This window comes from Pseudomonas sp. UC 17F4, assembly GCF_900101695.1.
GTDB lineage: Bacteria > Pseudomonadota > Gammaproteobacteria > Pseudomonadales > Pseudomonadaceae > Aquipseudomonas.
Map to the genome: position 1 here is coordinate 4,824,743 of NZ_FNKV01000001.1, position 22,775 is coordinate 4,847,517.

General features: G+C 62.8%; 19 protein-coding genes. 16 read left to right on the plus strand and 3 right to left on the minus strand.

What is annotated here, in order from left to right:
• The first annotated feature begins 15 nt into the window (after positions 1-15).
• Positions 16-801 (plus strand): outer membrane protein OmpK, encoded by a 786-nt coding sequence (locus BLR26_RS21880; RefSeq protein ID WP_045200416.1) that lies wholly within the window; start codon positions 16-18, stop codon positions 799-801.
• A 361-nt stretch (positions 802-1,162) separates the two neighbouring features.
• On the plus strand, positions 1,163-1,951 hold the full coding sequence (locus tag BLR26_RS21885) for an outer membrane protein OmpK (protein WP_045200414.1): 789 nt from the start codon (positions 1,163-1,165) through the stop codon (positions 1,949-1,951).
• Between the two features lie 104 nt (positions 1,952-2,055).
• Here BLR26_RS21885 and BLR26_RS21890 read toward each other — a convergent pair whose 3' ends face one another.
• On the minus strand, positions 2,056-2,373 hold the full coding sequence (locus tag BLR26_RS21890) for a hypothetical protein (RefSeq protein WP_093385491.1): 318 nt from the start codon (positions 2,371-2,373) through the stop codon (positions 2,056-2,058).
• A gap of 186 nt (positions 2,374-2,559) precedes the next feature.
• On the opposite strand from BLR26_RS21890, the gene BLR26_RS21895 reads away from it, so the two are divergent.
• A complete protein-coding gene (locus BLR26_RS21895; protein WP_093385496.1) occupies positions 2,560-4,506 on the plus strand; it encodes an LTA synthase family protein in 1,947 nt (648 codons plus the stop codon).
• Between the two features lie 15 nt (positions 4,507-4,521).
• Here BLR26_RS21895 and BLR26_RS21900 read toward each other — a convergent pair whose 3' ends face one another.
• Complete coding sequence (locus BLR26_RS21900) at positions 4,522-5,430, minus strand: DUF808 domain-containing protein (RefSeq protein ID WP_045200409.1); 909 nt, start codon at positions 5,428-5,430, stop codon at positions 4,522-4,524.
• Between the two features lie 147 nt (positions 5,431-5,577).
• Here BLR26_RS21900 and BLR26_RS21905 point away from each other — a divergent pair, with 147 nt between their 5' ends.
• On the plus strand, positions 5,578-6,186 hold the full coding sequence (locus tag BLR26_RS21905) for a TetR/AcrR family transcriptional regulator (protein WP_010225109.1): 609 nt from the start codon (positions 5,578-5,580) through the stop codon (positions 6,184-6,186).
• A gap of 96 nt (positions 6,187-6,282) precedes the next feature.
• Here the strand turns inward: BLR26_RS21905 and BLR26_RS21910 are convergent, their stop codons facing one another.
• Entirely contained in the window at positions 6,283-6,723 is a 441-nt protein-coding gene (locus tag BLR26_RS21910) for a GlcG/HbpS family heme-binding protein (protein ID WP_045200407.1), read from the minus strand.
• Between the two features lie 256 nt (positions 6,724-6,979).
• Between BLR26_RS21910 and gcl the strand changes: the two genes are divergently transcribed.
• From gcl to BLR26_RS21970, 12 genes are all read left to right on the plus strand, one after another.
• Positions 6,980-8,755: a glyoxylate carboligase gene (gene gcl / locus BLR26_RS21915; protein ID WP_045200404.1), complete on the plus strand. Its 1,776-nt coding sequence runs from the start codon at positions 6,980-6,982 to the stop codon at positions 8,753-8,755.
• Between the two features lie 57 nt (positions 8,756-8,812).
• Positions 8,813-9,595: a hydroxypyruvate isomerase gene (hyi, locus tag BLR26_RS21920; RefSeq protein ID WP_093385501.1), complete on the plus strand. Its 783-nt coding sequence runs from the start codon at positions 8,813-8,815 to the stop codon at positions 9,593-9,595.
• A 117-nt stretch (positions 9,596-9,712) separates the two neighbouring features.
• Positions 9,713-10,606, plus strand: coding sequence for a 2-hydroxy-3-oxopropionate reductase (locus BLR26_RS21925; protein WP_045200397.1), 894 nt, complete (start codon positions 9,713-9,715; stop codon positions 10,604-10,606).
• 172 nt (positions 10,607-10,778) lie between these two features.
• Positions 10,779-12,047, plus strand: a complete 1,269-nt coding sequence (locus tag BLR26_RS21930; protein WP_093385506.1) for a glycerate kinase type-2 family protein — start codon at positions 10,779-10,781, stop codon at positions 12,045-12,047.
• 1 nt (position 12,048) lies between these two features.
• Positions 12,049-13,464 carry a pyruvate kinase gene (pyk, locus tag BLR26_RS21935; RefSeq protein ID WP_045200392.1) on the plus strand — a complete coding sequence of 472 codons (1,416 nt, stop codon included), beginning with the start codon at positions 12,049-12,051 and terminating at the stop codon, positions 13,462-13,464.
• Between the two features lie 122 nt (positions 13,465-13,586).
• Positions 13,587-14,471: an urea transporter gene (locus BLR26_RS21940; protein WP_093385510.1), complete on the plus strand. Its 885-nt coding sequence runs from the start codon at positions 13,587-13,589 to the stop codon at positions 14,469-14,471.
• Between the two features lie 44 nt (positions 14,472-14,515).
• Complete coding sequence (locus BLR26_RS21945) at positions 14,516-15,340, plus strand: ion transporter (RefSeq protein ID WP_045200389.1); 825 nt, start codon at positions 14,516-14,518, stop codon at positions 15,338-15,340.
• 93 nt (positions 15,341-15,433) lie between these two features.
• Complete coding sequence (locus BLR26_RS21950; protein WP_093385514.1) at positions 15,434-16,435, plus strand: sulfate ABC transporter substrate-binding protein; 1,002 nt, start codon at positions 15,434-15,436, stop codon at positions 16,433-16,435.
• Between the two features lie 137 nt (positions 16,436-16,572).
• Positions 16,573-18,600, plus strand: coding sequence for a mechanosensitive ion channel family protein (locus BLR26_RS21955; RefSeq protein WP_093385517.1), 2,028 nt, complete (start codon positions 16,573-16,575; stop codon positions 18,598-18,600).
• Positions 18,601-18,641: 41 nt separating this feature from the next.
• The gene (locus BLR26_RS21960; protein ID WP_093385520.1) at positions 18,642-19,028 is read left to right on the plus strand and encodes a DUF2946 domain-containing protein; all 387 of its coding nucleotides are present in this window, start codon (positions 18,642-18,644) and stop codon (positions 19,026-19,028) included.
• A 101-nt stretch (positions 19,029-19,129) separates the two neighbouring features.
• Entirely contained in the window at positions 19,130-21,298 is a 2,169-nt protein-coding gene (locus BLR26_RS21965) for a TonB-dependent receptor (protein WP_093385525.1), read from the plus strand.
• Between the two features lie 10 nt (positions 21,299-21,308).
• Positions 21,309-22,772, plus strand: coding sequence for a PepSY domain-containing protein (locus BLR26_RS21970; RefSeq protein WP_093385530.1), 1,464 nt, complete (start codon positions 21,309-21,311; stop codon positions 22,770-22,772).
• Positions 22,773-22,775 lie beyond the last annotated feature (3 nt).

Here is a 22,775-nt window from a genome sequence, read left to right on the forward strand (position 1 = left end):
GCCGGGAATCACAACATGAAAGGCATCACCACTTCCCTCCTGCTGGGTAGCAGTCTGCTGGCCACCTTGCCAGCCGCCGCAGGGGACTTGCTGCTCTGGCACACCAACAGCCTCACCTACCTCTACGGCAAGGACTTCCAGGTCAACCCGGCGATCCAGCAGACGCTGACCTTCGAACACGCCAACAAGTGGAAGTACGGCGACACTTTCCTGTTCATCGACAAGATCTTCTACAACGGCGGTACCGACCGCAACAAAGGCAGCAACACCTACTACGGTGAGTTCAGCCCGCGGCTGTCGCTAGGCAAGATCTTCGATCGCAAATTCGAGTTCGGTCCGATCAAGGACGTACTGATCGCCATGACCTACGAGTCGGGCGAAGGCGACAACGAGGCCTACCTGATCGGCCCCGGCTTTGACCTGGCGATTCCCGGCTTCAACTACTTCACCCTCAACATCATGCAGCGCAACACCGAAGGCAGCCGCCCAGGTGATCGTGTCTGGCAGATTACCCCAACCTTTTCCTACACCATCCCCGTGGGCAAGTCCGACGTGCTGATCGATGGCTACATGGACTGGGTGGTGGACAACGATCAAACCCGGCGCGGCACCTACCACGCCAACCTGCAGTTCAACCCGCAGGTCAAATACGACCTGGGCAAGGCCCTGAACCTGGGCGCCAAGCAGTTGTACGTAGGTATCGAATACAGCTACTGGAAAGACAAATACGGTATCGAGAACAGTGGGAAGCTCGACACCAACCAGAGCGTTACCAGCGCCCTGGTTAAGGTTCACTTCTAAAAGCTGACCAAACGCACAGTTTTTGCCACACCTGCTCCAGGACGGAGCACTTGAGGACCGGCGCGCAAGCCAGTAATCTGCGCGCCCCCTCGCTCAGGGCAGGACGGATCCTGTCTGCGTTTGCTGACCGCTCAGTCAATGAATTCGGGCGGTTGGCAAGCGTCACGCCATCCAGCAATACCCTTTTCATCTGTTCAGTCTGACGTCGAGCAGGATTGTTGAGCCAGCCCCAAAAAGTTGGCCCAGCTCTTGCCAAACAGCTGTGGCCAATCGAAAAAAACTGACTCAGAAGACAAGTAATTACCCAAAAGGTGCCACACCAGAGCACCGACACAGAATCAATCAAGGGAGCAACTACGCGATGCGTATTACCAACAGCCTGATCCTCGCCAGCGGCCTGCTGGCGGCCAGCACCGGCGCCAGCGCCGGTGACCTGCTGCAATGGCAGAACAACAGCCTGACCTACCTGTGGGGCAAGAACTTCGCCGTCAACCCGTCGATCCAGCAGACCGTGACCTTCGAGCACGCCGATGCCTGGAAGTACGGCGACAACTTCATCTTCGTCGACAAGATCTTCTACAACGGCGACAAGGACTTCAACAACGGCCCCAACACCTACTACGGCGAGATCAGCCCGCGCCTGTCGTTCGGCAAGATCTTCGACCAGAAGCTGGCCTTCGGCCCGGTCAAGGACGTGCTGCTGGCCATGACCTACGAGTTTGGCGAAGGTGACACCGAGTCCTACCTGATCGGCCCGGGTTTCGACCTGGACATCCCGGGCTTTGATTACTTCCAGCTGAACTTCTACCAGCGCCACACCGAAGGCAGCCGCGCCGGTGACAACGTCTGGCAGATCACCCCGGTATGGTCCTACACCATTCCCGTGGGCAAGTCCGACATCCTCATCGATGGTTTCATGGACTGGGTCGTCGACAACGATGCCACCAGCCGCCGTGGTACCTACCACGCCAACCTGCACTTCAACCCGCAGGTCAAATACGACCTGGGCAAGGCGCTGAACTGGGGCGAGAAGCAGTTGTATGTCGGTTTCGAATACGACTACTGGAAGAACAAATACGGCATCAAGGACAGCGATGCCTTTGATACCGATCAGAACACGGCCAGCTTCCTGGTCAAAGCGCACTTCTGATCTGCACGAATACAAAGTTGCGCCCTGCATGGGCGCAACTTTTATAAGCAAGTCAAACTTCGGAAATCTCTTACATCAACTAAGGTGTTTTCCTACAAACGAATTCAACCGATACTCGCGCGCCGCAGATTCAGACGCAGATACAAACCAGCAGCCGCAAGCCCCGGTGCAATAACCCCAAAAACCAACAGACTGAATAACACCGCCCGGTGATCGATCAGGCGCAGTACATCTGCCAACAGGATTCCCAGGCAGACCAGCACGCCCAGCCCAGCCACGCCCAGGCAACTGCCCGGCACAGCAGCAAAGCGACGCCTGCGCGCGCAAAGCAAAACCATGACGCACAGGCTGGTCCAGGCCAATGCAGTGGCCATGTACAAGCCCAGGTGAAAGACATCGTAGGTCAATGTTCTGAAGGGCATTCATGGGCTCCTTATTTAGTTATCAGGGGCGATTATCATTAGCGCCTCGTGCGCATCCTTGCGGCATGAAAGAACTATCACTATAAACTACAGACAAACTTCTTCACTGCATTTATTTGACAATTTTTTCTCATTTCAAGCGTTAGTTTGCCGCCCCACCTCCCCTGCAATAACAAGGCAAACGCCATGCACGCTACACGCTCAGCGCCGGTGCGCTATCTACTGCTATTAACGTCGTTGTGGTTGGTTATTTTCTTACTGACAAGAAGCGCCCTGTACTTCACTCACCTGAGTGAAGCCGGGGGGCATTTTTTCTCGATCTTTACCACCGGCCTGGTCTATGACCTGGGCTTTCTGATTTATGCCGCCCTGCCCCTGGCCGTCTACCTGCTGCTGTGCCCGGCGCCGCTATGGCGGTTGCGGGCGCATCGCGGGTTGCTGCGAGTGGTGATGTTCGCCAGCGTATTCATCATGTTGTTCGTCGCCGTTGCCGAATGGCTGTTCTGGGACGAGTTCGGCGTGCGCTTCAACTTTATCGCCGTGGACTACCTGGTGTACTCCGATGAGGTACTGAACAACATCCTCGAGTCCTACCCCATCGGCCTGATTCTCAGCGTACTGGCACTGGTCGCGCTGGTAGTGACCCTGGCAATTGCCAAACCGTTGCGCCAGGCCCTGGATGCACCTTTGCCCAGTTGGCGTAAACGCCTTGCCAACCTTGCTGGCCTGGCACTGCTGGTTGGCTGTTGCGCGCTGTTGATCAACCAGGACATGCCTCGCGGCCAGGGTGGCAATGCTTACGCCCGCGAACTGGCAAGCAACGGGCCATACCAGTTCTTTGCCGCGTTTCGCAACAACGAACTGGACTATTCACAGTTCTACGGCAGCCTCAGCGAAAGCGAATCCACCCAGTTGATCCGCGCCGAACTGCAAGAACCCAATGCACGCTTCGTCGATCAGGAACCCATGGGCATTCGCCGGGAAATTACTGCCTCGGGCAGCCCGCGCACGCCGAATATCGTCCTGGTTACCATCGAGAGCCTGAGCGCCAAGTACCTGGGCAGCAACGGCGATACCCGCAACCTTACCCCCAACCTCGACGCACTGCGCAAGCAGAGCCTGTACTTCAACAACTTCTATGCCACCGGCACGCGCACCGACCGCGGCCTGGAGGCGATCACCCTGTCGATGCCGCCAACGCCCGGGCGTTCGATTGTCAAGCGCATCGGCCGTGAAAGCGGCTTCGCCAGCCTTGGCCAGCAACTGGCCGAAGTCGGCTATGACAGCGTGTTCGTCTACGGCGGGCGCGGCTATTTCGACAACATGAACGCGTTTTTCAGCGGCAACGGCTACCGGGTCGTCGACCAGAGCAGCGTTGCCGAAGCCGACATCAGCTTCAAGAATGCCTGGGGCATGTCCGATGAAGACCTGTACACCCAAGCGCTAAAACTGGCGGACGCCGACCACGACAACCAGGTGCCGTTCTTCCTGCAACTGATGACCACCTCCAACCATCGTCCCTACACCTACCCCGATGGCCGTATCGATATTCCATCAGGCAATGGCCGCGACGGCGCGGTGAAGTACACCGACCATGCCATCGGGCGCTTTTTGCAACAGGCCCGCAGCAAACCCTGGTTCGACAACACCCTGTTCATCTTTGTCGCCGATCACACGGCGGGCAGCGCCGGCAAGGAGGACCTGCCGGTCAGCAACTATCAGATCCCGCTGTTCATCAACGCCCCGAAGCTGATCGAAGCGCGCGAGGAGTCAAAACTGGCCAGCCAGATCGACCTCGCACCGACCCTGCTGGGCCTGTTGAACATGAGCTACACCTCGACCTTCTTCGGTCGCGACCTGATGCTCGATGACCGCCTGCCACCGCGGGTGCTGATCGGCAACTACCAGCACCTGGGCCTGTTCAACGGCCAGGACCTGGCCATCCTCAGCCCGCGTGACGGCTTGCGCCGCCACAACCAGGCGCTGGGTGAAAGCCAGGAAGTGAACAGCAGCACCAGTGACCCGTTGATCCAGCGCGCAATCGCCTACTACCAGGTCGCCAGCTACGGCTTCACCCACCACCTGCTCGACTGGCTGCCCGCAGCCAACGAGCGCACAGCACTGAAGAACTGATCGAACCTCGCGGCATCAGGCTCTGGCAGCACGCCAGAGCTTGCCGATGACCGCCACCACCGCCAGTACCGCGGCGCCGGCAACGATACCGACGCCGGCGTTGAGCAAGGCGCCGGTCAAGGCGCCGCCGCGGCCTGCGCTGAAGGCTTCAATGGCATGGTGCAGCGGCGCCACGCCGTGCACCAGAATCCCGCCACCGACCAGAAACATCGCCGCCGTGCCGATCACCGACAGGCTTTTCATCATGTACGGCGCCGCGCGCAGGATGCCGTTGCCGATCGCCTTGGCGGCGCTGGAAGCCTTCTGGGTCAGCCACAGGCCCAGGTCATCGAGCTTGACGATGCCGGCCACCAGGCCATAAACACCGATGGTCATGACAATGGCGATGCCCGAGAGCACGATGATCTGCTGGGTCAGCGGCGCATGGGCGACCGCGCCCAGGGTGATGGCGATGATCTCGGCCGAAAGGATGAAGTCGGTGCGCACCGCGCCCTTGATCTTGCCTTGCTCGAAGGCCACCAGGTCGACTGCTGGGTCCGCCACCGCCTCGGTCAGCGCCGCATGCTCGGCCTGGTCTTGCTCCTTGCTGTGGAGGAACTTGTGCGCGAGCTTTTCGAAGCCTTCAAAGCACAGGAACGCACCGCCGACCATCAGCAGCGGCGTCACCGCCCAGGGGATGAAGGCGCTGATCAACAGCGCCGCCGGCACCAGGATCAGTTTGTTGAGGAACGAGCCCTTGGCCACCGCCCAGACCACCGGGATTTCCCGCTCGGCGCGCACGCCTGTAACCTGCTGGGCATTGAGCGCCAGGTCGTCGCCCAGCACCCCTGCGGTCTTTTTTGCCGCGACCTTGGTCATTACCGAGACATCGTCGAGTACCGTGGCGATATCGTCGATCAATACCAGAAGACTGCTTCCTGCCATGTTTGCCTGATTCCAGCGGGTTGAGAGGGCCACAGTCTAGCTCAAAGTCGCCACCTTGAGCCGCTTGCGAACCCGGTGCTACCATGCGCAACCGCCCTCCCAGGCCCGGGTGCCGCCAGCGGCCAGACACGAGGAACAGCGTCAACCATGAGCAGCATTCGCGAGCGCAACAAAGAACTGATCCTGCGCGCGGCCAGTGAAGAGTTTGCCGACAAGGGCTTCGCTGCCACCAAGACCAGCGACATCGCGGCCAAGGCCGGCCTGCCCAAGCCCAACGTCTATTACTACTTCAAGTCCAAGGAAAACCTCTACCGCGAGGTCCTGGAAAGCATCATCGAACCGATCATGCAGGCGTCGACACCGTTCAATGCCGACGGCGATCCCAAAGAAGTGCTGAGCGCCTACATCCGCTCCAAGGTGCGCATCTCCCGCGATCTGCCGTTCGCCTCCAAGGTGTTCGCCAGCGAGATCATGCACGGCGCGCCGCACCTGAGCCCGAGCCAGGTCGAGCAGCTCAACGACCAGGCCCGGCACAACATCGAGTGCATCCAGGCGTGGATCGACCGCGGCCAGATCGCCCCGCTCGACCCGCACCACCTGATGTTCAGCATCTGGGCCGCGACCCAGACCTACGCCGACTTCGACTGGCAGATCTCGGTGGTCACCGGCAAGGCCAAGCTCGATGACAGCGATTATGAAGCGGCGGCGCAGACCATCATTCGTTTGGTGCTCAAGGGCTGTGAGCCGGACGCTTGATCGGTAGTGCATCCATCGCGGGTCAAGCCCGCTCCCACAGAGTCAGGTGATTGTGGGAGCGGCGGTGCGACGACTCGACTTGACCCGCGATACATTTTAAGCCGCTACACCGGCATCCGCCGTCAACCCCGCCTCTTCGATCGCACTGATCGCGCACTGCTCGTCGATATCCGACGTATCGCCACTGATACCGATCGCCCCCAGCACCACGCCCTGCTGATTACGAATCAGCACCCCACCAGGCGCCGGCACCACCGGGCTTTGACCCAGGCCATTGAGCGCGGCGAAGAACGCCGGGCGCTGTTGCGCGTCCAGCGCCAGCAGGCGCGAGCCCTTGCCCAGGGCAATTGCGCCCCAGGCCTTGCCCATCGCCACTTGCGGGCGCAGCAGGCTGGCGCCGTCTTCACGCTGCAGGGCCAGCAGGTGACCGCCGCTGTCCAGCACCGCCACGGTCAGCGGCGCGGAGGAGATCTTGCGCCCGGCCACCAGCGCAGCGTTCACCAGGCTGACAGCGACTTTCAGGGTCAAAGCGTTCATGGAAAGGTCCTCTTGTTGTTAGAAGCCCGAGGGCAGGTGTAAAAATCAATAGAACAAATAGAACACAATGGCGAATATTTTTGTATACAATAATTTCGACGCGATGAACCAATTCTGACGAAACGCCATTTTTAAAGGCTTCCCGACGAAAGCGCCGATCGCCGATGAAAATGGATTGACCAGAGTCGCCTGGCGTGAATACACTCTGGTGAAAAGCCATTTGTATACAATTACAAAATCAAAGAGGCACAAAACCATGAGCAAAATGAGAGCAATTGATGCAGCCGTTCTGGTGATGCGCCGCGAAGGTGTGGAAACCGCGTTTGGCATTCCGGGTGCAGCCATCAACCCCCTGTACTCGGCCCTGAAGAAAGTCGGCGGTATCGATCACGTCCTCGCTCGTCACGTTGAAGGCGCCTCGCACATGGCCGAGGGTTACACCCGCACCAAGGCCGGCAACATCGGCGTGTGCATCGGCACCTCCGGCCCTGCCGGCACCGACATGGTCACCGGCCTGTACAGTGCCTCGGCCGACTCCATCCCGATCCTGTGCATCACCGGCCAAGCGCCGCGTGCCCGCATGCACAAGGAAGATTTCCAGGCCGTCGACATCACCAGCATCGTCAAGCCGGTGACCAAGTGGGCGACCACCGTTCTGGAACCCGGCCAGGTGCCATATGCGTTCCAGAAAGCCTTCTATGAAATGCGCTCCGGCCGCCCAGGCCCGGTGCTGATCGACCTGCCGTTCGACGTGCAGATGGCCGAGATCGAATTCGACATCGATGCCTACCAGCCGCTGCCGGTGCAAAAGCCTGCGGCCAACCGTGTCCAGGTCGAGAAAGCCCTGGCCATGCTCGACACTGCCGAGCGTCCATTGCTGGTTGCCGGTGGCGGCATCATCAACGCCGATGCCTGCGACAAGCTGGTGGAATTCGCTGAGCTGACCGGTATCCCGGTGATCCCGACCCTGATGGGCTGGGGCATCATCCCTGACGATCACCCGCTGATGGTCGGCATGGTCGGCCTGCAGACCTCGCACCGCTACGGCAACGCCACTATGCTCAAGTCCGACGTGGTGCTGGGTATCGGCAACCGTTGGGCCAACCGTCACACCGGCTCCGTTGACGTCTACACCGAAGGCCGCCGCTTCATTCACGTCGACATCGAGCCGACCCAGATTGGCCGCGTGTTCACCCCGGACCTGGGTATCGTTTCCGACGCTGGCGCCGCCCTGGACGTGTTCCTGGAAGTGGCCCGCGAGTGGAAAGCCGCCGGCAAGCTCAAGGACCGCAGCGCCTGGCTCGAAGACTGCCAGCAGCGCAAGTCGAGCCTGCAGCGCAAGACCCACTTCGACAACGTGCCGGTCAAGCCGCAGCGCGTTTACCAGGAAATGAACCAGGTGTTCGGCAAGGACACCTGCTACGTCAGCACCATCGGTCTGTCGCAGATCGCCGGCGCGCAGTTCCTCCACGTCTACAAGCCACGCCACTGGATCAACTGCGGCCAGGCCGGCCCGCTGGGCTGGACCATTCCTGCGGCGCTGGGCGTGGTCAAGGCCGACCCGACTCGCAAGGTCGTGGCACTGTCGGGCGACTATGACTTCCAGTTCATGATCGAAGAGCTGGCAGTGGGCGCGCAGTTCAACCTGCCCTACGTCCACGTGCTGGTGAACAACTCCTACCTGGGCCTGATCCGCCAGGCCCAGCGCGGCTTCGAGATGGATTACTGTGTGCAGCTGGCGTTCGAGAACGTCAACGCGCCGGAACTCAACGGTTATGGCGTCGATCACGTCGCCGTGGTCGAAGGCCTGGGCTGCAAGGCCCTGCGCGTGACCGAGCCTGGCGAGATCGCCCCGGCCCTGCTCAAGGCGCAAAAGCTGGCTGAAGAGTTCCGGGTACCGGTGGTGGTCGAGGTTATCCTCGAGCGCGTGACCAACATTTCCATGGGCACCGAAATCAACGCGGTCAACGAATTCGAAGACCTGGCCCTGGTCGGCAACGACGCGCCAACCGCGATTTCCCTGCTCGACTGATCGCTGCGAAGGCCCTGCTGCCGGGTGCACAGGGCCCCTTTTTGCAAGGAGACAACCATGCCACGTTTCGCCGCCAACCTGTCCATGCTGTTTACCGAGCAGGACTTCCTCGCCCGTTTCAAGGCTGCTGCCGACGCCGGCTTCAGCGGTGTCGAGTACCTGTTCCCGTACGACTTCAGCTCGGCTGAAATCAAGCAGCAGCTCGATGCCCACGGCCTGACCCAGGTGCTGTTCAACCTGCCGGCCGGCGACTGGGCCAAGGGTGATCGCGGCATCGCCTGCGACCCGGCCCGTGTCGAGGAATTCCGCGCCGGTGTCGATCTGGCCATCGCCTACGCCCAGGTGCTGGGCAACACCCAGGTCAACTGCCTGGCCGGCATCCGTCCACAAGGCCCGGACTGCGCCACGGTGCGCAAGACCTTCGTCGACAACCTCAAGTTTGCCGCCGACAAGCTGCAGGCCGCCGGGATCAAGCTGGTCATGGAAATGATCAACACCCGCGACATCCCGGGCTTCTACCTGAACACCACCAAACAGGCGCTGGAGATCCAGGCCGAGGTGGCGAGCAGCAACCTGTACCTGCAATACGACATCTACCACATGCAGATCATGGAGGGCGATCTTGCCCGTACCGTGCAGAGCAACCTGGCCAAGATCAACCACATCCAGCTGGCCGACAACCCCGGCCGCAACGAGCCGGGTACTGGCGAGATCAACTATCGCTTCCTCTTCGAACACCTGGACCGCATCGGCTACCAGGGCTGGGTGGGCTGTGAATACAAGCCGCTGACCACTACCGAAGCGGGCCTTGGCTGGCTGAAGACCCATAACGCGATTTAAGGATTCCCTGTAGGAGCGGGCTTGCCCCGCGATAGCGGCGGTACGGCCACTATCGAATCGCGGGGCAAGCCCGCTCCTACAGTGCCCTGCATCCAACAATTACAAGAGGCATTTCTCATGGCTAAAATCGGATTTATCGGCACCGGCATCATGGGCCGCCCAATGGCGCAGAACCTGCAAAAAGCCGGTCACAGCCTGTTCCTCTCGACCCACCACGACGCCGCGCCTGCCGACCTGGTCGCCGCCGGCGCCGTAGCCCTGGCCAACCCGAAAGAAGTGGCCCAGGAAGCTGAATTCATCATCGTCATGGTCCCCGATACCCCGCAGGTTGAAGCGGTGCTGTTCGGCGACAACGGCGTGGCCCAGGGCGTCGGCCCGAACAAGGTGGTGATCGACATGAGCTCGATCTCGCCAACCGCCACCAAAGCCTTCGCCGAGAAGATCAAGGCCACCGGCGCCACCTACCTCGACGCGCCGGTGTCCGGCGGTGAAGTCGGTGCCAAGGCCGCGACCCTGAGCATCATGGTCGGCGGCTGCCCGAACGCCTTCGAACGCGCCCTGCCGCTGTTCCAGGTCATGGGCAAGAACATCACCCGCGTCGGCGGCAGCGGCGACGGCCAGACTGCCAAGGTCGCCAACCAGATCATCGTCGCCCTGAACATCCAGGCGGTGGCCGAAGCGCTGCTGTTCGCCGCCAAGAACGGCGCCGATCCTGCCAAGGTGCGTGAAGCACTGATGGGCGGCTTCGCTTCGTCGAAAATCCTCGAAGTGCATGGCGAGCGCATGATCAAGGGCACCTTCGACCCGGGCTTCCGTATCAGCCTGCACCAGAAAGACCTGAACCTGGCCCTGCAAGGTGCCAAGGAACTGAACATCAACCTGCCCAACACCGCCAACGCCCAGCAAGTGTTCAGCACCTGCGCGGCCATCGGCGGCGCCAACTGGGACCACTCGGCGCTGATCAAGGGCCTTGAGCACATGGCCAACTTCTCGATCCGCGGTGAAGAGTAAGAGGCCAGTTGCAAGCTTCAAGCTGCAAGTAAAAGCAGGCCGCGCGTCGATCCGCTTTCTCTTGCGGCTTGGAGCTTGAAGCTTGCCGCTTTCAGCGCCCCTGGGTCGGCCTGCACGGAGGCGGGCCCAGGGGCGTTTTTGATTCTGAAAAACAATAAGATTGGAGCCTGCCATGTCGGTCGATCCGCAACACTTTCTGCGCGAGCTGTTCGCCACGGCCATCGATGCCGCGCATCCCCGCCAGGTCCTTGAAGCCCACCTGCCCAGCGACCGCAGCGGTCGCGTCATCGTCATCGGCGCCGGCAAGGCTGCCGCGGCCATGGCTGAAGTCGTCGAGCGCGCCTGGAAGGGCCCGGTTTCCGGCCTGGTGGTTACCCGCTACGGCCATGGCGCCAGCTGCTCGAAAATCGAAGTGGTCGAAGCCGCCCACCCGGTCCCGGATGCCGCCGGCCTGGCCGTGGCCAAGCGGGTACTGGAAATGGTCAGCAACCTCACGGCTGACGACCGGGTGATTTTCCTGCTCTCCGGCGGTGGTTCGGCGCTGCTGGCGCTGCCTGCCGAAGGCCTGACCCTGGCCGACAAGCAACAGATCAACAAGGCCCTGCTCAAATCCGGCGCCACCATCGGCGAGATGAACTGCGTGCGCAAGCACCTCTCGGCGATCAAGGGCGGGCGCCTGGCCAAGGCTTGCTGGCCGGCCACCGTCTATACCTATGCGATTTCCGATGTACCCGGGGATCTGGCCACGGTCATTGCCTCCGGCCCCACCGTGGCCGACCCGAGCACCTCGGCCGAAGCCCTGGCGATCCTCAAGCGCTACAACATCGAAGCGCTTGCTGCGGTCACCGCCTGGCTCAACAACCCGGCCTCCGAGACCGTCAAGGCTGACGACCCGGCCCTGGCCCGCAGCCACTTCCAGCTGATCGCCCGGCCCCAGCAGTCGCTGGAAGCGGCAGCGGTCAAAGCCCGCCAGGCCGGCTTCAGCCCGCTGATCCTTGGCGACCTCGAAGGCGAGTCGCGCGAGGTGGCCAAGGTCCATGCCGGCATCGCCCGGCAGATCGTCCAGCACGGCCAGCCGCTGTCGCCACCCTGCGTGATCCTCTCCGGTGGCGAAACCACCGTGACCGTGCGCGGCAATGGCCGTGGCGGGCGCAACGCCGAGTTTTTGCTGAGCCTGACCGAAAGCCTCAAGGGCCTGCGCGGGGTCTATGCCCTGGCCGGTGACACCGATGGCATCGACGGCTCCGAAGACAACGCCGGCGCACTGATGACCCCGGACAGCTACGCCCGCGCCGCGGCCCTGGGCCTGTCGGCCAGTGACGAGCTGGACAACAACAATGGCTACGGCTACTTCGCCGCGCTCGATGACTTGATCGTTACCGAGCCGACGCGGACCAACGTCAACGATTTTCGCGCCATCCTGATTCTCGAGAGTGCCTGACATGACGCCTGATAAAAAAGTCAAAATCCTTGCCACCCTCGGTCCTGCGATCAAGGGCATCGATGACATCCGCCAACTGGTCGAGGCCGGGGTGAACATCTTTCGCCTGAACTTCAGCCACGGCGAGCACGAAGACCACGCCCTGCGCTACCAGTGGATCCGCGAGGTGGAGAGCCAGCTCAACTACCCGCTGGGCATCCTCATGGACCTGCAGGGGCCTAAACTACGCGTCGGCCGTTTTGCCGAGGGCAAGGTCCAGCTGCAACGCGGCCAGGCCCTGCGCCTGGACCTGGACAGCACCCCGGGTACGCTTGAGCGGGTCAACCTGCCGCACCCGGAAATCATCGCTGCGCTGGAGCCGGGCATGGACCTGCTGCTCGACGACGGCAAGCTGCGCCTGCGGGTGACCGCCAAGCACAGCGACGCAATCGAGACCGAAGTGCTCAACGGCGGCGAGCTGTCCGACCGCAAGGGCGTCAACGTGCCGCAAGCGGTACTCGACCTCAGCCCGCTGACCGCCAAGGACCGCCGCGACCTGAGCTTCGGCCTGGAGCTGGGCGTGGACTGGGTGGCACTGTCGTTCGTGCAGCGCCCGGAAGACATCGTCGAAGCGCGCCAGCTGATCGGTGACCGTGCCTACCTGATGGCCAAGATCGAGAAGCCCTCGGCGGTGACCCAACTGCGCGCCATTGCCGAGCTCAGCGACGCGATCATGGTTGCCCGTGGCGACCTGGGCGTGGAAGTGCCGGCTGAAAGCGTGCCGCAGATCCAGAAGAGCATCATCAACACCTGCCGCGAACTGGGTAAACCGGTGGTGGTGGCCACACAGATGCTCGAATCGATGCGCTTCTCCCCGGCCCCGACCCGCGCCGAAGTCACCGACGTCGCCAACGCCGTGGCCGAAGGCGCCGATGCGGTGATGCTCTCGGCCGAGACCGCTTCGGGCGACTACCCGCTGGAAGCGGTACAGATGATGAGCAAGATCATCCGCCAGGTGGAGAACGGCCCGGACTACCAGGCGCAACTCGACGTCGGCCGGCCGAAAGCCGAGGCCACCGTGTCGGATGCCATCAGCTGCGCGATCCGCCGCATCAGCGGCATCCTGCCGGTGGCGGTGCTGGTCAACTACAGCGAATCGGGGGCTTCGACCCTGCGCGCTGCACGCGAGCGGCCACGGGCGCCGATCCTCAACCTGACGCCCAACCTGTCCACCGCCCGGCGCCTGAGCGTGGCCTGGGGTGTGCATTCGGTGGTCAACGATCGCCTGCGCCAGGTCGACGAGATCTGCTCCACCGCCCTGGAGATCGCCCAGGCCCAGGGCATGGCCAGCCGCGGCGACACGCTGTTGATCACTGCCGGTGTGCCTTTTGGCAAGCCGGGGTCGACTAACACGCTGCGGATCGAGACCTTGATCTGAGGTAGACCGCTCCCACAGGTTTGTGGGAGCGGGCTTGACCCGCGATGAATGCAACACAAACCCCAGGTGGGACAACCCGGCCCAAAGAGGCTCCCCACTCCACATCAACCCAGACTGCCCCCATGTACACCAAGAATTTCGTCAACCCGTGCCCCGACTGGGCCACTGCCTTGCTCAACGGCTTCAGCCAGGTGCTGCTGCAGCGCAATCCGCTGTGTGGCCTGTGCTGCCTGCTGGCTATCACCCTGACCGCGCCCGACCTGGTCGGCGGCGCGCTGCTCGGGGCCCTCGCCGGGCTGCTGACTGCCCAGCGCCGTGGCTACAACCGCACTGACCGCCAGGCCGGCCTGTACAGCTACAACGGCGTGCTGATTGGTCTGCTGATCAGCTATGCCCTGCCCTGGTCGGCGATTCTGCCGCCACTGATCATCGCCGCTGGCGGCCTGAGCAGCATGCTCGTGCACCAGTGGCTCAAGCGCGGCCCCAGGCAACTGCTGCCTGCCTATACCGCGCCGTTCGTGTTGCTCGGCTGGGCCGCCCTGGCCATGGCCGAACCCGCCAGCGCCACCAGCACCAGTGTCGAGGCCAACCCGCTGTTCGCCCTGGCCCGCGGCCTTGGGCAGATCTTCTTGCTCGACCAGCCGCTGGCCGGCGTGCTGATCGCCCTCGGCCTGCTGATCTCCAATCGCTACGCCGCCGTCTGGGCCCTGCTCGGCTCGGCCATCGGCGGCAGCGTGGCGTTGCTCGGTGGCGAGGCCACGGCGGCCTACAACGGCCTGTTCGGTTTCAATGCCGCCCTCGCCGCCCTGGCCTTCAGCCAGGAACGCCAGCGGCCCTGGCTGCCGCTGCTGGCCATCGTCCTGGCAATTGCCCTGCAACCAGCGGTGAGCCTGCTGCCGGTCGCCGGCCTGACTGCGCCGTTCATTCTCGCCTGCTGGCTGCTGCATGCCGGCGGCCGCCTGCTGCGCCTGCCGCTATCCCACAGCCGGCGTCGCTTGCACAGCTGAGGTGCAGCCCCTAGGCTCTGCCCATCTGCCTTTGGAACGAGCCTATGGACACCCCTTCGAGCTGGCGCGAGCGGCTCTACGTCATCGTCTTTCAAACCGACACCACGGCCGGCCGGCGCTTCGACAAGATCCTCCTGCTGATCATTCTCGCCAGCCTGGTAACGGTGATCCTCGACAGCATCGACGAGGTGCACCAGGGTTATGCCGGGTTGCTGGCGGCCGTCGAGTGGGGCTTTACCGCGATCTTTCTGGTCGAGTACCTGATCCGCTTGTATTGCTCGCCCAAGCCCTTGCGCTACGCCTTCAGTTTTTATGGCCTGGTCGACCTGCTGGCGATCGTCCCGGGGATCATCGCCCTGTACTACAGCGACGCCCAATACCTGCTGATCATCCGCGTCGTACGTATGCTGCGGATCTTTCGCGTGCTCAAGCTCAGCCCCTACCTCAAGCAGGCCCATTACCTGCTCGCGGCGCTGCGCGGCAGCAAGCAGAAGATCATCGTGTTCCTGCTCAGCGTCTCGACCCTGGTCACCGTGTTCGGCACCCTGATGTATGTGGTCGAAGGTCCCGAGCATGGCTTTACCAGCATCCCCAAGGGCATCTACTGGGCGATCGTCACCCTGACCACGGTCGGCTTTGGCGACATCGTGCCCAAAACCCCGCTGGGCCAGGTGTTGTCGTCGATGGTGATGATCACCGGTTACTCGATCATCGCCGTGCCCACCGGGATTTTCACCGCCGAGCTTGCCAACGCCATGCGCGGCGAACAGCTACAGCACGACTGCCCGGTGTGCCGGAAAAACAGCCACGAGCACGGCGCGGCGTTCTGCTCGCGCTGCGGCAATGCGCTGTTTAAAAAAATGGAATAAGCAAAGCACTTTTTAATCTTTTAGCGCCTAAAGCCCAACCGTTATAGTCGCTGGCATAATGCCTTTAACGCTAACTCGAACAAGGAATGCGCAGTGAAAAAACTCTTCAGTGCCTCGCTTCTGGCCGCAAGCCTCGCCTTCGGCTCCGTGGCCCAGGCTGCTCCGGCGCCGCTGCTGAACGTCTCGTACGACGTGATGCGCGACTTCTACAAGGATTACAACGCCGCGTTCCAGAAGCACTGGGAAGCCGAGCACAAAGAGAAGATCACCGTGCAGATGTCGTTCGGTGGCTCGAGCAAGCAGGCCCGTTCGGTAATCGACGGCCTGCCGGCTGACGTCATCACCATGAACATGGCCACCGACATCAATGCCCTGGCCGACAACGGCAAGCTGGTGCCGGACAACTGGGTCACGCGCCTGCCGAACAACAGCGCGCCGTTCACCTCGGCCACTGTGTTCATCGTGCGCAAGGGCAACCCCAAGGCCCTGAAAGACTGGCCCGACCTGCTCAAAGACGGCGTCCAGGTCATTGTGCCAAACCCGAAAACCTCCGGTAACGGCCGCTACACCTACCTCTCGGCCTGGGGCTATGTGCTGAAGAACGGCGGTGACGAGAACAAGGCCAAGGACTTTGTCGGCAAGCTGTTCAAGCAGGCGCCAGTGCTCGATACCGGTGGCCGCGCCGCCACCACCACCTTCATGACCAACCAGATCGGCGAGGTGCTGGTGACCTTCGAGAACGAAGCCGAAATGATCGCCCGCGAGTTCGGTCGTGACCAGTTCGAAGTCATCTACCCAAGCGTCTCCGCCGAAGCCGAGCCACCGGTGAGTGTGGTCGACAAGGTGGTCGAGAAGAAAGGCAGCCGCGCCACCGCCGAGGCATACCTGAAATACCTGTGGTCGCCTGAGGCCCAGGAAATCGCCGCCAACAACTACCTGCGTCCGCGTGATCCAGCGGTGCTGGCCAAGTACACCGACCGCTTCCCGAAAGTCGACTTCCTCTCGGTCGAGAAGACCTTCGGTGACTGGCGCACCGTGCAGAAAACCCACTTCAACGATGGCGGGATTTTCGACCAGATCTACACCGGGCAGTAATGGCCTCATCGCGGGTCAGTCGAGGTGACGCCTCGACTTGACCCGCGATTGCTTCACCCCCTATCGAACTTACCCTCCCATTTGCTGATCAGTTCATTGACTACCCTTTCCGTCATCCACGGCTCAAGGAGTGCCCAGTGACCCGATCTTTACTCACCTTGCTGTTCAGTTGTCTGTTGAGCAGCCAGCTGTTCGCCGCCGAACCTTCGCCCGCCGCACCAACACCTGAACCTGAACCCGTGGTCCAGGGCGGCCTGCTCGGCGCCATTGCCGATGGCCTGGACGATGTCAGCCAGGAACTGGATATCAACAGCCACCTGTTCGACAGCTGGCGCCTGCGCGCCGACCGCGCCGTCAATGAAGTCGATCAACTGGTCAACCGCCACGCCGGTCGCGATGGCCTCGACCTGCTCGGCGATTTCGCCCTGCTGAGCATCACCTGGCTGGTCGCCTTCGCGGTGCTCACCAACCTCGGCCGCCTGCTGGCCCATCGCAGCAACAACAGCCGCCCGCTGCGCCAACGCCCGCGCCTGCAGAAACTGCTCGGCTACCTGCTGCCCTATACCCTGCCGGCCCTGGCCAGCCTGCCGACCACGCTGTACGTCAGCCACTATCTGGAGCCGTCGGTAGGCCGCGCCCTGGGCCTGAGCCTGGCCTATGCCACCAGCAGCGGTATCTTCTCGACATCGATCATCCTGTGCCTGATCACCCTGTTCGACACCGGCCACAAGCGCGCGGCGGTGCGCATCATTCGCCAGCTGGCGCCTCGGCCGCTGTTCATGATCGGCTTTCTGGCGGCCTGGAGCGATGCCCTGACCAGCCCGCAGATCGCCCGCCAACTGGGCGGCAACATCACCAGCAGCGTGGCGGTAATCACCGGCCTGCTGGCGACCCTGGCGTTCGCCGTCCTGGTGATTCGCCTGCGCCGCCCGGTGGCGCACCTGATCCGCAACCGCGCGCTCAAGGAGCGCTTGCAGCACCGCGCCGTGCAGGAAACCCTGCGGATCTTTTCCTGGCTCTGGTACCTGCCGATCCTGATGATGATCCTGGTCTCGGCCATCACCCTGATCGGCGCCGGCGAAGAGAGCCAGAAGGCCCTGCAAAACGCTTTGCTGACCACCATTTTGCTGATCGCCACGCTGTTTCTCAGCACCACCTTGCAGCACCTGTTCAAGGCCCACGACATCGAACCCGGGCAACGCCTGCGTCCGTACAAGGAACTGCTGCGCAACCTTGCCCACGCGCTGCTGCGCATCGCCATGGCAGTGGCCTTCATCGAGCTGCTGGGGCGCATCTGGGGCTTTTCGGTGCTCGACTTTGCCTTGCGCAATAGCCTGGGCCGGGCGATCAGTGATTCACTGAGCAGCATCGGCCTGATCCTGCTGGTCACCTGGCTGCTGTGGGTGGTGATCGACACGGCGATCCAGGAAGCCCTCAAGCCCACGGTCGGGCGGCGCTCGTCGCGCCAGCCGAGCACCCGGGTGCGGACCATCCTGCCGATGCTGCGCAATGCCATCAAGATCATCCTGGTGGTGATCTGCACCATCACCACCATGGCCAATCTGGGCATCAACGTCGCGCCCTTGCTGGCCGGCGCCGGGGTGGTCGGCCTGGCGATCGGTTTCGGCTCCCAGCAACTGGTGCAGGACGTGATCACCGGGCTGTTCATCCTCATCGAAGACACCATCGCCATCGGCGACTGGGTGGTGCTCGATTCCGGGCATGCCGGCACGGTCGAGAGCCTGACCATCCGCACCTTGCGCCTGCGTGATGGCAAGGGCTTCGTGCACTCGGTACCGTTCGGCCAGATCAAGGCGGTCACCAACCAGTCACGGCAGTTCGCCTATGCGTTCTTCTCGGTTCAGTTCAGCTACCAGACCGACGTCGACAGCGCGCTGAAACTGATCCGCGAAGTCGGCCAGTCGATCAGCGAAGACCCGCTGCTGCGCCACAGCCTGCAAGGGCCGCTGCAGGTGTTCGGGGTCGACAGCATGAACCTCAACGGCATCACTTTGACCGCGCAGTTTCGCACCAGCTCCGGCGGGCAATATGCGGTCAATCGCGCCTTCAACGAACGGCTGAAAAAGCGCGTCGACCAGACCGACGACGTGAGCTTTGCGCAATACAATCCGCCACCGCAAAAAGTCGCTGAAGAACCGGCCTGATTGCTTTAACCCCGGCGGCCATCGGTGCTAAAGTCGCGGCCATGAACCGCGCCCCCGCCGACCGCCCGCTGATTGCCTGGACCTTGTACTTCTGTGTCCTGTTCAATCTGTTCGCCTGCGGTATCGGTCACGGGCAGATGATGGGCCTGCAACTCAACGGTATCGGCGGCGCCTATTGCTCGGCCATGGGCAGCGCCGGGCCGACGCTGAAAAGCGATTTCGGCGATCAGACGGTGGCCGGCTGGGACAGCATGCAGACCTGCCCGGTGTGCGCTGCCGCCGTGGTCTGCCTGGGCCTGGTGCTGGTCATCGGCTGGCTGCTGGCGGTTACCCGGGTACGTCGCTATCACCGTGAACTGCGCAGCAAGGCGCCGCCGCGATATTGCTGGCCGGCCGCCAACCCCCGCGCCTCCCCGCTTCTGGCTTGAACCTCCTGGCAGCCGCTTGGGCTGCCCGAAACCGGCCGTTTTTTGCTGTGCCTGCCTGACAGGTGCAGGCGGCCGCTGGCTCAATTTCCAGAGTGTGATTCATGCCCTACTCCTATCGCCTTTACGGTTGCGCGGCGCTGCTGTGCGCGTTGCCCTTCCACGCTGTGGCCGAGGCGCCGCTGACCCTGCCCGACCTGCGTATCAACAGCCGCGCCGACGCCGAAGACGGCGTGCTGCTCGACACCCCGTCGCAAACCGCTTCGCGCCTTGGCCTCACCCCGCGGGAAACCCCGGCCTCGGTGAGCATCGTCAACCGCCAGCAGATCGAGCAACGCGGCGCGCAGAGCACCCAGGACGCGCTTAACGGCGTGCCCGGCATGACCGCCGCCTCACCACCGGGTTCGGCAGGCTCGGTGGCTTACCGGGGGTTTTCCGGGGGGCAGATCACCCAGCTGTTCAACGGCATCAGCGTGCAGTACGACTCGGTTGCCGCGCGCCCGGTCGACAGCTGGATCTATGACCGCGTCGAAGCCGTCGGCGGGCCGTCGAGCTTCCTGTTTGGCGCTGGCGCCGTCGGCGGCTCGATCAACTACATCAGCAAACTGGCCAGCCGCGACGAGAACTTCAACGAAGGCAGAATCAAGTACGGCTCCTACGACAGCAGCGAGACCTCGTTCGGCTTCAACCATGCGCTCAACGACGGCGATGGCATCCGCAACTACGCACGCCTGGATTTCAGCCACAGCAAGAGCAACGGCTATGTCGATCGCGAAGAGCGCGATGCCTGGACCGTGGCGTTCTCGCTGCTCACCGACATCAACGACCAGCTGTCCCACACCCTGGCCGTGGAGTACCAGAACGAAACGGTCGACAGCCCCTATTGGGGCAGCCCGGTGCTCAACCCGCTGGGCGGCGAAATGAAGGTCGACGAGAGCCGCCGCTTCGAAAACTACAACGTCGAGGACGGCCGCTACGAGCAGCGCGTTCGCTGGCTGCGCTCAATCACCGAGTACCGCTTCAACGACAACACCTCGCTGCGCAACACCCTCTACCACTACAACACCGAGCGTGATTTTCGTAACCTCGAAACCTACGCCTACAATGCCGACAACAGCCGGGTCAACCGCTCCAACGCGCTGCTGCAACGCCATGACCAGGAGCTCAACGGCAACCGCTTCGAATTGCTGCACGAGGGCCAGTTGTTCGGCCTCAACAGCCAGTGGTCGGCGGGCCTGGACTACAGCCACAACGTGCAGATGACCTACCCGCGCTCGATCACCGGTATTTTCGACAGTGTCGATCCGGCCAGCTTCGAACCCGGGCATTTCTATGACCTGAAGGGCATGGTCCCGGGCTTTCAGAAGAACCGCGAGAACACCGTCGACACCTGGGCGGCGTTCGTCGAGAACCGCCTGCAACTGACCGAGCGCCTGTCGCTGCTCACCGGTTTACGCTATGACCATATCGACCTCGATGTGCACAACTACCGCACGGTCGATGCCAACAACCCGCTGGACTTCCAGCGCAGCTACGAGCCCACCACCGGGCGCATCGGCCTGGTCTACGAGCTGACCCCGGCGGCCAACGTCTATGTGCAGTACAGCACCGCCGCCGACCCGCCCTCGGGCATGCTCAGCACAGCCAGTTTTGCCACCGTACGCGACTTCGACCTGAGCACCGGCAAGCAGCTGGAAGTGGGCAGCAAGTTCAGCTTCCTCGATGGCCGCGGCGCCGCCACCGTTGCCGCCTACCAGATCGAGCGCAAGAACCTCGCCACCGCCGATGCCGCCAACCCCAGCGTCACCCAGCCGGTGGGCAAGCAGACCTCGCGCGGGGTAGAAGTGGCCGCCTCGCTGCACGTCACACCGAAGCTGTTGGCCGAGGGCAACTTTGCCTACGTCGACGCCCAGTACGACGAGTTCAACGAGAACGTCGGCGGTCGCTCGATCTCGCGCAAGGGCAATACCCCGACCAACATCCCCGAGCGGGTCGCCAACCTGTGGCTGACCTACGACATCGACCCGAGCTGGCAAATCGGTGCCGACAGCCGCTACGTGTCTTCGGTGTATGCCGACGCAGCCAACACCCGCTACGCGCCGGCCTACACGGTCTTCGGTGCCTTCGTCGGTTTCAAGGTCGATGACGACACGCGCATCACGGCCCGGGTGCGCAACCTGACCGACGAGGTGTATGCCCGCTGGACCTCCTCGAGCATGCTCTACCTCGGTGCCCCGCGCACCCTGGAGCTGGCCGTGCAGACGCGCTTCTAGGACGCCGCCGATGAAACGTTACCTGTACCTGTGGCACCGCTGGCTGGGCATCGGCTTATGCCTGTTCATGGCCCTGTGGTTCTTCTCGGGGATGGTCATGCTGTATGTCGGCTACCCCAAGCTGACCCCGCGCGAGCACTACGCTCACCTGCCGCAGTTGCGCGTTCAGGATTGCTGCGTCGACCTCGGCACTGCCCTGCGCAGTGCCGATGCCGAGCGCACCCCGGCCAGCATCCGCCTGAGCACGGTGGCCGGCACGCCGCGCTACCTGTTCAGTTATCCAGGCCGGGCCAGCGTGGCGGTGGACGCCCGCACGGGCCAGCGCCTGCAGGCGATCGATCGCGAACAGGCCCTGGCCAGTGCGCATCAATACGATCCGCAGGCAACAGCCCGTTATGCCGGGGTGGTGACCGAAGACCTGTGGAGCCACTCGCGCGCCCTCGACGCCGAGCGCCCGCTGCAGCGGGTGCAGCTCGACGATGGCGCACGCACCCTGCTGTACATCTCCGGCCATACCGGCGAAGTGGTGCGCGATGCCAGCGCCCTGGAGCGCGGCTGGAACCTGGTCGGCGCCTGGCTGCACTGGCTGTATCCATTACGCGGCATTGGCGTCGACGGCCTGTGGAGCAACCTGGTGATCAGCCTGTCGCTGGCCGGCACGCTGATGGCGTTGCTTGGCGCGGTGATCGGGATCCTGCGCTGGCGCCTGCGCAAGCCCTACCGCAGTGGCTCGCGCTCGCCCTACCGGGGCTTTGCCCGCTGGCACCATATTGGCGGCTTGCTGTTTGGCGTGCTGGCGATTACCTGGATTTTCAGTGGCTTGATGTCGATGAACCCGTGGCGGCTGTTCAGCAGCTCAATGCCGTTGAGTGTTGCGGCCTATCAAGGCGGGCCGTTGACCGCGGCGGCTTTTCCGCTGTCGGCCTCTGAGGCGCTGGCGCGGTTCGACCCGCAAGGTTTCAAGGCCCGTGAGATGGAGTGGCGCTTGATTGCGGGTGCGGGGTACCTGGTCGGTCATGATGGCGCCGGGCGCACGCGGGTGCTGTCGATGGCCGACGGCCAGGTGCTCGAACGCCTGCCGCGGGAGGTGCTGGAGCGCGCCGCACAAGCGATCCTGCCCCAGGGCCAGATGTACAGCGAGCAGCTTGAAGCCTACGACTTCTACTACTACGCCCGGGCCGAGCAAAGCATGCTCGGCCACCTGGAAAAGCGCTTGCCAGTGTTGCGCGTACGCTTTGCAGACCCGCAACAGACCTGGCTGCACCTGGACCTGTACACCGGCGAGGTGCTGGGTGTACTGGACCAGCCGCGGCGCGTGTCGCGCTGGTTGTTCTCGTTGCTGCACAGTTGGGACTGGCTACCGCTGTTGCAACGGCGGCCATTGTGGGATGCCTGGATGATCGCCTTCAGCCTGGGCGGGCTGGTGCTCAGTGTCAGCGGTGTGGTGCTGGGCTGGCGGCGCTTAGCCAAGTAGGAG

Excerpts from the sequence above, each read along its gene's own strand:
- BLR26_RS21910 (WP_045200407.1), bottom strand. The coding sequence starts at position 6,723 with ATGAACGCTTTGACCCTGAAAGTCGCTGTCAGCCTGGTGAACGCTGCG.
- BLR26_RS21905 (WP_010225109.1), top strand. The coding sequence starts at position 5,578 with ATGAGCAGCATTCGCGAGCGCAACAAAGAACTGATCCTGCGCGCGGCC.
- BLR26_RS21895 (WP_093385496.1), top strand. The coding sequence starts at position 2,560 with ATGCACGCTACACGCTCAGCGCCGGTGCGCTATCTACTGCTATTAACG.
- BLR26_RS21880 (WP_045200416.1), top strand. The coding sequence starts at position 16 with ATGAAAGGCATCACCACTTCCCTCCTGCTGGGTAGCAGTCTGCTGGCC.
- BLR26_RS21930 (WP_093385506.1), top strand. The coding sequence starts at position 10,779 with ATGTCGGTCGATCCGCAACACTTTCTGCGCGAGCTGTTCGCCACGGCC.
- BLR26_RS21960 (WP_093385520.1), top strand. The coding sequence starts at position 18,642 with ATGAACCGCGCCCCCGCCGACCGCCCGCTGATTGCCTGGACCTTGTAC.
- gcl (WP_045200404.1), top strand. The coding sequence starts at position 6,980 with ATGAGCAAAATGAGAGCAATTGATGCAGCCGTTCTGGTGATGCGCCGC.
- hyi (WP_093385501.1), top strand. The coding sequence starts at position 8,813 with ATGCCACGTTTCGCCGCCAACCTGTCCATGCTGTTTACCGAGCAGGAC.
- BLR26_RS21965 (WP_093385525.1), top strand. The coding sequence starts at position 19,130 with ATGCCCTACTCCTATCGCCTTTACGGTTGCGCGGCGCTGCTGTGCGCG.
- BLR26_RS21925 (WP_045200397.1), top strand. The coding sequence starts at position 9,713 with ATGGCTAAAATCGGATTTATCGGCACCGGCATCATGGGCCGCCCAATG.
- BLR26_RS21885 (WP_045200414.1), top strand. The coding sequence starts at position 1,163 with ATGCGTATTACCAACAGCCTGATCCTCGCCAGCGGCCTGCTGGCGGCC.
- pyk (WP_045200392.1), top strand. The coding sequence starts at position 12,049 with ATGACGCCTGATAAAAAAGTCAAAATCCTTGCCACCCTCGGTCCTGCG.
- BLR26_RS21890 (WP_093385491.1), bottom strand. The coding sequence starts at position 2,373 with ATGCCCTTCAGAACATTGACCTACGATGTCTTTCACCTGGGCTTGTAC.
- BLR26_RS21900 (WP_045200409.1), bottom strand. The coding sequence starts at position 5,430 with ATGGCAGGAAGCAGTCTTCTGGTATTGATCGACGATATCGCCACGGTA.
- BLR26_RS21945 (WP_045200389.1), top strand. The coding sequence starts at position 14,516 with ATGGACACCCCTTCGAGCTGGCGCGAGCGGCTCTACGTCATCGTCTTT.
- BLR26_RS21970 (WP_093385530.1), top strand. The coding sequence starts at position 21,309 with ATGAAACGTTACCTGTACCTGTGGCACCGCTGGCTGGGCATCGGCTTA.
- BLR26_RS21940 (WP_093385510.1), top strand. The coding sequence starts at position 13,587 with ATGTACACCAAGAATTTCGTCAACCCGTGCCCCGACTGGGCCACTGCC.